Below are 7632 nucleotides of genomic sequence, written 5' to 3'. Positions count from 1 at the left end.
CGACAGCCGCAAGCCAGCGAACCGCTCCGCCACCGCATCTGTCTATCCGCCATACCCGTCCGGCCCCCTAAATCGGGTTTCGCAACGATCCCCTTACAGGGGAGGAATGATGTCTACTTGGCACGGAGTTCGCGCTCGCCCTCGAACATATAATCCCGCGTGACCGGCACCGAGAGCCGCCCGCGCGTCAGCTGCACCTGATAGTTGCACAGGCCGCCATTGCGGAACGCCGCACCCGCGCCCGCCAGATAGAACAGCCACATGCGATAGAAGCGCTCGTCATACAGCTCGACGATGCGATCCTTTGCCGCGACGGTGCGGTCATACCATTCGTCGAGCGTCCAGCCATAATGGCAGCGCAGCACCTCGACATCGGTCAGGAACATGCGCAAGCCTTCCTGCGCACGCACGATCTCCGACAGCGCGGGGTTGTAGCCGCCGGGGAAGATGTATTTGGTCGTCCAGTCGTCGGTCACGCCCGGCCCGTTCAGTCGCCCGATAGTGTGGAGCAGCATCACGCCGTCCTCGGTGAGGAGGTCGCGGCACTTGCGGAAGAAGGTGCGATATTGCGGCGGGCCGACATGCTCGAACATGCCGACCGAGACGATGCGGTCGAACTTCCCCCCAAAATCCTCAGGGCGCACCCGGCGATAGTCGATCAGCTCGAACTTCACCTTGTCCGACACGCCCAGCGCCTCGGCGCGCTGGCGCGCGACCTTCAGCTGTTCCTCGGACAGGGTGACGCCCAGCACCTCCGCCCCGCACATCTGGTGCAGATAGAGCGCCATCCCGCCCCAGCCGCAGCCGATGTCGAGCACCCGCATCCCCGGCTCGATGGCGAGTTTGGCGGCGATATGCGCCTTCTTGTCGCGTTGCGCCCGCTCCAGATCGTTCTTGGGATCGGTGTAATAGGCGCAGCTATATTGCTTGTCGGTGTCGAGGAAGAGTTCGTACAGCGTGCCCGACAGGTCGTAATGATGCGCGACATTCTTTTTCGACTGGCGCTCCATGTTAATCCGGTCGATACGGTGCTTGACCGCACCGCCCGCGCGCACCAGCCAGGATGGATTGAGGTTCGCGCGACCCGCTTCCCATTTGTCGTTGGCGGTCAGCAGTTCGACCAGATCGCGGACATCGCCCTTCTCGACGACCAGCCGGCCGTCCATGAAGGACTCGCCCGCCGCCAGTGCGGGGTTGCGCACGATCTGCCCGGCGACGCGGCTATCCGTGAAACGGATCGCGACATCGGGATAACCGGGCTCGGGCGCGCCGAATTCGCGGACCTTTCCGTCATGATGGGTGAGGGACAGGCGGCCCTTGCGGACCGCGCGCGACAGAAAGAGATCGATCAGCGCCATATGGCACCGCCTAGTGCCTTAAATACCGGCATACCAGTCATAATCGACATGGTCTTCCCAATACCCGCCCTTGCCCAAACCTATGTTGGACAGGCTGTCGACCGCATCGATCCGCATCAGATATTTGGCGTGCTTATAGCCCAATTGCCGCTCGACCCGCAGCCGCAGCGGCGCGCCGTGCCCGACATCCAACATCCGCCCGTTCATCCCCCAGGCCAGGATCGTCTGGGGATGAAAGGCATCGATCAGGTCGAGCGATTCATAATAGGGCTGGCCGCCATAAAGGTCGGCGCAGGTGAAGACGACATAGCGGGCGCGGTCGCTGATGTTCGCGGCCTTCAGCACATTGCCCAGCATCGGCCCCGTCCATTCGCCGATCGCGCTCCACCCCTCGACACAGTCGTGGCGGGTGATCTGGCGGCGCGCGGGAAACTCGCCGATCTGGCGCAGCGACAGCGACAGCGGCGTGCCGACCAGTCCGCCGACCTTCAACCGCCAGTCCTGGAAGCGGTTTTCGACCAGCGCCCGATATTCCGGCGTCCCCGGATCGCGCGTGCCGTTGGTGCGGAACACGGGTGACATCTGGTCACGGCGATATTCGGGGGCGAGCGCGCCACGATTCATCAGCGCGCGCTGCAACCCCTTTTGCATATCCTCGCCCGCGAACAGGATCTTGCGTGCGGTAGGTTGCTGAATGACCTTGTCGCAGCCAGCGAGGAGCAGGCCGGCTCCGCCGGTCAGGATGGCGCGACGCCGGATCAGTTCGGGGGTCATTCGGGCACCCTCCAGCGGCCGGTAATCATCGAACGCACCTCATTGCCCGCGCCCGCCAGGATGACGAGCGCCAGGTGGACGATGGTGAACAGCGCGAGCAGGCTGGCGGTGATGAAGTGGATCGATCGCGCCGATTGCCGCCCGCCCAATATCTCCAACACCCATGGCCAGGCCGCGTTCATCCCCGGTGACAGCGCGATCCCGGTCAGGATGGCGAGCGGCAGCGCGACGAACAGGACCAGCGCATAGCTGAGCTTCTGGAACAGGTTATACGCATGCGGATCGCGTTCGTCATGGAAGCGGAAGGCCAGATGGCGCCGAAAATCCGCCCAGATCACGGCTGGCCGCAACTCCCGACCCCGGATGCGCAGATCGCGCTGGAAATGCCGCGTCACCAGCCCGCCGACCATATAGGCGAGCAGCCCGAAGCCCAGCACCAGCGCGAAGAACAGGTGCCAGCGCCGCGAGATCGCCAGATTGTAATTGGCGGGGATCGTCAGCCAGCTGGGGAAGCGCGGCAGGGTCGCCCAGGCGGGGTCGAAATTGGCGCCGTACCGCCCCCAATAGAGCCTGGGATGCGCGTTCGAGATACCCAGCCCCGACCCCAGCAGGATCAGTACCGCCACCGCATTGACCCAATGCCACACCCGCGTCACCACACCGTGGCGACGGATGACGCGCGGGCCATCGGTTCCTTCCGTGGTATTCCGCGCGGCTCTTTGCGGGTCGGGCGGCGTTTGGGCTTCCATCAACATTTCTCCCACGGGGCAAGCATGACCGAGGATTGGCATTTCTACGAACCCGTCAACGGCCATGGGCTGGCGCATGATCCGCTGAACGCGATCGTCGCCCCACGCCCGATCGGCTGGATCGGCAGCCGGTCGCGCGCGGGCGTCAACAATCTGGCCCCTTACAGCTTTTTCAACCTGTTCAACTACCGCCCGCCGCTGATCGGCTTTTCGTCCCAGGGGTGGAAGGATTCGGTCGCCAATATCGCCGAGACCAAGGTCTTCACCTGGAACCTGGCGACCATGGACCTGGCCGAGCCGATGAACGCCAGCGCGGCGATGGTCGAGGCCGAGGTCGACGAATTCGCGCTCGCAGGGCTGGCGGTGGCGGAAGGGCGGGTGGTCGCGGCCCCGCGCGTGGCGGCGAGCCCGGTGTCGTTCGAATGTCGCCTGACCCAGCTGATCCGGCTGGAGACCAAGGAGGGATGCGAACTCGACCAGTGGCTGGTGATTGGCGAGGCGGTGGGTGTCCATATCGCCACCGCGATGATCGATGACGGGATCTACCAGACGGCGCGGGCGCGCCCGATCCTGCGCGGCGGCGGACCGGTCGATTATTTCGAGGTGACCGAAGGCGCGCGGTTCGAGATGCGACGGCCGGATTGAGCGGAGGCGCACCCCGTCGAGCGGCATGGGCGCGACCGGAAAATCCTGTTATTATGCTTCGGCTTAACAGTTAGGGAGAATGGTTCATGAAAGCATTTGCCCCGCTTGTTCTGGTCGGCGCCCTGTCCTTGGCGGCCTGCGACCAGAAGACCGGTTCGACGACGGTGACGACCAATGCCGCGACCGGCGAGGTGACCGAAAGCGGCAGCGGCGCCGGATCGCCCGCCGCCAACCTCCAGCCCGGCAAATGGGAGATCAGGACGCAGGTCAGCGACCTGAAGATGGCGAACATGCCCAAGGGCGTGAGTTCCACACCGCCCGCCCAGACCAACAGCATCTGCCTCACCGCCGAACAGGCCGCCAAGGGCCCGGCCGAATTGCTGAAGGGTGCGAGTTCGGACTGCACGATCAACAGCTCGACCTTCGCGGGCGGCAAGGTCGAGAGCGACCTGACCTGCAAGATGCCCGGCGACATGACGATGAAGAGCAAGACGACCGGCACCTTCACCGCGACCAGCTTCACCACCGATCAGCAGATGGAGATGACCGGTGCGCATCCCATGTCGCAGAAGATCCATGTCGAGGGGCGCCGCGTCGGCGATTGCGACGCGGCGAAATAATCCGGCCCCGGAGGGCGATGTCCGCCCTCCGGGTTTCGTCAGCTCATGACGGGGGCCTTGCGGGTGGCGCCCTTGGTGAATTCGGCGAAGGTCAGGCGCTGGTCGGCATCGACGTCGAGCATGCGGAAGATGTTCTCGGCGAATTCCCGCGCCATCAGGTTGCGCTTTTCGAGTGGAACCTTGGCATCCGCTTCCGCATGGCTGGCGAAGCTGTGCTCGATGCGCTGTCCCAAGGCGTCGGTGAGTTCGGCGAGCGTCAACCGTTGGTCGTGGTTGCGGTCCGACGAATCGAAAAACGCCTCATCGAAGGTCAGTTCGATCTTCAGCTCCCGCCCGGATGATCCAGGCGGCGTTGCCGGTGGCACGACTGTTTGCAAAGCCAGGATCAGGCACAGCATGATCATCATGTCTCTCCCCGTTATCGCCTCTCGGTACGGAGGCGTTATAATGTCGGGCCGGCGCCATGAACGCAGCATGAAGTGCGGGCCGTTACCGTCGGCATGCCCCTGGCAACCGAGCGGTTACGATCATGCCCTTCATGCAACTTTAACCGCGCAGTTTTAACCTACAATCGTTTTCGAGGAATGGCGCCATGGTCCGTGGCGCCAAAGTGCGTTTTGACCCCGGGGGGGGAATCAAGTCGCGCAGTCCATGATAATGCCCTCGAGTGATAACGCGCAGAGGGCGGTCATCTTGGCGCGCATCATGTTGATCCGTCCCGAGGTTTTCGATGCTGTCCGAACTCCAAGCACGTCATCGCGCCATTCTGCAGGCAATGCGTGATCATCACGCCCTGTGCCAGTCCGCCGATCTCGATCACACGGCGCTGTCCGCCGTTCGGTGGCAAATGGCGCAGGCCGGCCGTGTGCGGATGCAGTTCCTGAACGATGTCGTCTTTCCCATCGCCGAGCAGCACGCGAACACGCCCGGTGGGGCCGGGATGCTGGCGTTGCGCGCTGCGATCCCCGCCTATCGCCAGAAAATCTCCAGTTTCGTTTCGATCTGGTCGGCCGATGCGATCGCCGCCGATTGGGATGGATACCGCGCGGCGGCGCTGGGGCTGCGCCCCACCATCCTGCAATGCCTGCGCGAGGAGGAGCGTCATCTCCGCATGTTGCTGGCGGATATCGGATCGCCGGTCCCAGTGACCCTCTTGGCGATCCCCTATGCCGTGGGCCCGGGGATCGGCCGATCTCAGGCGATATAGCCCCGCCAGAAGAACACCAGCGTGGTGACGGTGGTGAGCAGCAGCGTCCAGGCGCGGATCAGTCCGGCGGGCAGCTTGCGCCCGATGATTGCGCCGCTCCATCCGCCGACGATACCGCCCAGCAGCATCGGCACGCACTGTGCCCAAGCGACCATGCCGGTGGTGACGAACACCAGGGTCGCCGCCGCATTGGCGGTCGCCAGCATCAGGGTTCGCGGTGCCGCGAGTTGCGCGGGGTTGCGCCCCGACAACAGCCCCCAGGCGGCGGTCAGCATCATGCCGATGCCGCCCCCGAAATAACCGCCATAGACGCCCAGCACCGCCTGCGCCCCCATCAGCGCGCGCGGTCCCGGCCGGGCGACCCGCGCCAGCCAGTCCGAGGCGTGCCGCCCGCCCGCGATCGCCAGCGTCGCGGTCAGCAGCAACCAGGGCACGATCAGGTCGAACGCGCGCGGCGGGGTCAGGAACAACAGGATGCTGCCCAACAGCGCGAAGACGAAGGTGAGCGCGGCCATGCGCCGCATCGACACGCCCATCACCGGCTCCAGGCCATGGCGATAGGCCCAGACGCTGGCCATCGCGGCGGGCTGGAGCGCGACATTGGAGGTGGCGTTGGCGATGGTGGAGGGCAGGCCCAGCGCGATCAGCGTCGGCATGGTGGAAAAGCTGCCCCCGCCCGCCAGCGCGTTCATCGCACCGCCGACAAAGCCCCCGGCGGCCGCCAGCGCGAGAAAGGTCCAGTCGATCATCGGATGGGGTAACGCATGGTGCGGCGCAACAGTGCCTCACCGCCGACGATGGTTCAAGTGAACACGCTATTCCTCCCCTGCAAGGGGAGGTGGCGCGCGCAGCGCGTCGGAGGGGTGTCACCCTATCGGGAGCGGGACACCCCTCCGTCAGGCTTCGCCTGCCACCTCCCCTTGCAGGGGAGGATTAAATTACCCCAGCGCCGCGAACTTCTCTTCTGCCTCGCGATCAAGCTGCGCGCGGCTCTTCTTCTCGGCGGCGGTCTTCAGCTGGCCACAGGCCGCGTCGATGTCGCGTCCGCGCGGCGTGCGGACGGGTGCGGAGATGCCGCCCTCGAACACGATGTCGGAGAAGCGACGGATGCGCTCCGGCGTCGAGCATTCGTAATCCGCGCCGGGCCAGGGGTTGAACGGGATCAGGTTCACCTTGGCGGGCAGGTCGTAATGGCGCAGCAGCCGGACCAGCTCGTGCGCGTCGGCGTCCGAGTCGTTCTTGTCCTTCAGCATCACATATTCGAACGTGATGCGCCGGGCGTTGTTGGCACCGGGATAGTCGGCGCAGGCCTGCAACAACTCCTCGATGCCGTATTTCTTGTTCAGCGGTACCAGCTCGTCACGCACGTCCTTGGTCACGGCGTGAAGCGAGACGGCCAGGTTCACGCCGATCTCCGCCCCCGCGCGCGCCATCATCGGCACGACACCGCTGGTCGACAGGGTGATGCGACGCTTGGACAGCGCGAGGCCATCGCCGTCCATCACCAGCTTCAGCGCGTCGCGCACCGCATCGAAATTATAGAGCGGCTCGCCCATGCCCATCATGACGATGTTGGTCAGCATCCGCCCCTCGGGCTGGCTGGGCCACTCGCCGAGCGAGTCGCGCGCCAGCATGACCTGCCCGACGATCTCGCCCGCAGTCAGGTTGCGGACCAGGCGCATCGTGCCGGTGTGGCAGAAACGGCAGTTCAGCGTGCAGCCGACCTGGCTTGACACGCACAGCGTTCCCCGATCGGCGTCGGGGATGAACACCATCTCGTAATCCTGCCCGTCGGGCGAACGCAGCAGCCACTTGCGCGTGCCGTCGTTCGACACCTGCGCCTCGACCACCTCGGGACGGCCGATGACGAAACGCTCCTCCAGCCAGGGATGCTGCGCCTTGGCGATGTCGGTCATGTCGGCGAACCGCGTCGCGCCGCGATTGTAGAGCCAGTGCCAGATCTGCTTCGAGCGCAGCTTGGCCTGTTTCAGCTCCATGCCGGCGGACAGCAACGCCTCGCGTAACTGTTCCTTGGTCAGGCCGATCAGGTCGACACGACCATCGGGACGCGGCTGCACGCCACGCGGCACGGGCACGGGATCGATGTGCCCGGGGATGGGCATGGGGGCGGCCGAAACTGTCTGCATCGCGCGGCCATAGCGTAAAATCGCGGCGATTTCCACAGGGTCGAAGCCGGGCGTCAATTCCTCCCCTGTAAGGGGAGGTGGCAGGCCGAAGGCCTGACGGAGGGGTGTCGCGCTATCGAGAGGGGTGACACC

9 protein-coding genes are annotated in these 7632 nt (G+C 65.1%); 3 read left to right on the top strand and 6 right to left on the bottom strand.

What is annotated here, in order from left to right; translation table 11 throughout:
• Positions 1-113 precede the first annotated feature (113 nt).
• The 3 genes from ACQKJZ_RS16855 to ACQKJZ_RS16845 are packed head-to-tail and all read right to left on the bottom strand — an operon-like array spanning position 114 to position 2881.
• Complete coding sequence (locus tag ACQKJZ_RS16855) at positions 114-1358, bottom strand: class I SAM-dependent methyltransferase (RefSeq protein ID WP_427732569.1); 1245 nt, start codon at positions 1356-1358, stop codon at positions 114-116.
• Positions 1359-1376: 18 nt separating this feature from the next.
• On the bottom strand, positions 1377-2132 hold the full coding sequence (locus tag ACQKJZ_RS16850) for a molybdopterin-dependent oxidoreductase (protein ID WP_427732567.1): 756 nt from the start codon (positions 2130-2132) through the stop codon (positions 1377-1379).
• The gene (locus tag ACQKJZ_RS16845; RefSeq protein ID WP_427732565.1) at positions 2129-2881 is read right to left on the bottom strand and encodes a cytochrome b/b6 domain-containing protein; all 753 of its coding nucleotides are present in this window, start codon (positions 2879-2881) and stop codon (positions 2129-2131) included. The genes ACQKJZ_RS16850 and ACQKJZ_RS16845 overlap by 4 nt, the downstream gene beginning before the upstream one ends.
• Positions 2882-2905: 24 nt before the next feature.
• Between ACQKJZ_RS16845 and ACQKJZ_RS16840 the strand changes: the two genes are divergently transcribed.
• Together ACQKJZ_RS16840 and ACQKJZ_RS16835 are read left to right on the top strand one after the other, a co-directional pair.
• A complete protein-coding gene (locus ACQKJZ_RS16840) occupies positions 2906-3526 on the top strand; it encodes a flavin reductase family protein (protein ID WP_427732563.1) in 621 nt (206 codons plus the stop codon).
• Between the two features lie 86 nt (positions 3527-3612).
• Positions 3613-4146 (top strand): DUF3617 domain-containing protein, encoded by a 534-nt coding sequence (locus ACQKJZ_RS16835; protein ID WP_427732561.1) that lies wholly within the window; start codon positions 3613-3615, stop codon positions 4144-4146.
• A gap of 38 nt (positions 4147-4184) precedes the next feature.
• On the opposite strand, the gene ACQKJZ_RS16830 is transcribed toward ACQKJZ_RS16835, so the two are convergent.
• The gene (locus tag ACQKJZ_RS16830; RefSeq protein ID WP_427732559.1) at positions 4185-4544 is read right to left on the bottom strand and encodes an EF-hand domain-containing protein; all 360 of its coding nucleotides are present in this window, start codon (positions 4542-4544) and stop codon (positions 4185-4187) included.
• Between the two features lie 377 nt (positions 4545-4921).
• Between ACQKJZ_RS16830 and ACQKJZ_RS16825 the strand changes: the two genes are divergently transcribed.
• A complete protein-coding gene (locus ACQKJZ_RS16825; protein ID WP_427732557.1) occupies positions 4922-5353 on the top strand; it encodes a hypothetical protein in 432 nt (143 codons plus the stop codon).
• On the opposite strand, the gene ACQKJZ_RS16820 is transcribed toward ACQKJZ_RS16825, so the two are convergent.
• Positions 5341-6102 carry a sulfite exporter TauE/SafE family protein gene (locus ACQKJZ_RS16820; protein WP_427732555.1) on the bottom strand — a complete coding sequence of 254 codons (762 nt, stop codon included), beginning with the start codon at positions 6100-6102 and terminating at the stop codon, positions 5341-5343. The two genes, ACQKJZ_RS16825 and ACQKJZ_RS16820, sit on opposite strands and share 13 nt — an antisense overlap.
• Before the next feature lie 189 nt (positions 6103-6291).
• Positions 6292-7476 carry a 23S rRNA (adenine(2503)-C(2))-methyltransferase RlmN gene (rlmN, locus tag ACQKJZ_RS16815; protein WP_427732571.1) on the bottom strand — a complete coding sequence of 395 codons (1185 nt, stop codon included), beginning with the start codon at positions 7474-7476 and terminating at the stop codon, positions 6292-6294.
• Positions 7477-7632 lie beyond the last annotated feature (156 nt).

The organism is Sphingomonas sp. NPDC019816 (assembly GCF_050274375.1).
GTDB lineage: Bacteria > Pseudomonadota > Alphaproteobacteria > Sphingomonadales > Sphingomonadaceae > Sphingomonas.
This window is presented reverse-complemented; position numbering and strand designations above follow the sequence as displayed.